Raw genomic sequence first — 460 nt, 5'->3', positions numbered from 1 at the left:
CGGCCTCAACGGCGGGCGGGTGCCGATCGGCGGGCGCGCCGGGCGCTGGAGGCTGCCGCTGGCGCGGCTGCTGGCGGCAAGCGCGATGGTGCCGCGCCTGGTGGCGCGGTTCGCCCGGACGCAGGGCATGGTGGAACGGATGATCGCCGACACTGGGTCGACGCTCGATCCGCAGGGCGTCGAGCTGTATCGCCGGCTGGTGTGCAGTCCGGGTCATGTCGCGGCGGCGCTGACCATGATGGCGGGATGGCGGCTGGAGCGGCTGGCCGCCGAGCTGCCGCAGCTCGCGCCGCGCCTGCTGCTGATCGCCGGCAGCAACGACAGGACCATCGCGTCGAGCGACGCCGAGCGAGTGAAGACGATGGTCCCCGGCGCCCGCACCGTAATCATGCCCGGGCTCGGCCATCTCGCCCATGAGGAACGCCCGCAGGATGTCGCCGGGCTAATCGTCGAGTTCGCC

The 460-nt window shown here is 73.0% G+C and carries 1 protein-coding gene; it reads left to right on the top strand.

Annotated elements, in window-relative coordinates; translation table 11 throughout:
* Positions 1-460: alpha/beta fold hydrolase (locus DU475_RS23965; RefSeq protein ID WP_164633534.1), on the top strand; the 460-nt coding region annotated here is incomplete at both ends.

The organism is Rhodopseudomonas sp. WA056 (genome assembly GCF_010906995.1).
Classification (GTDB): domain Bacteria; phylum Pseudomonadota; class Alphaproteobacteria; order Rhizobiales; family Xanthobacteraceae; genus Rhodopseudomonas; species Rhodopseudomonas palustris_G.
Note: the sequence above shows the minus strand (reverse complement) of the source record. Positions and strands in the feature narration are given on the sequence as shown.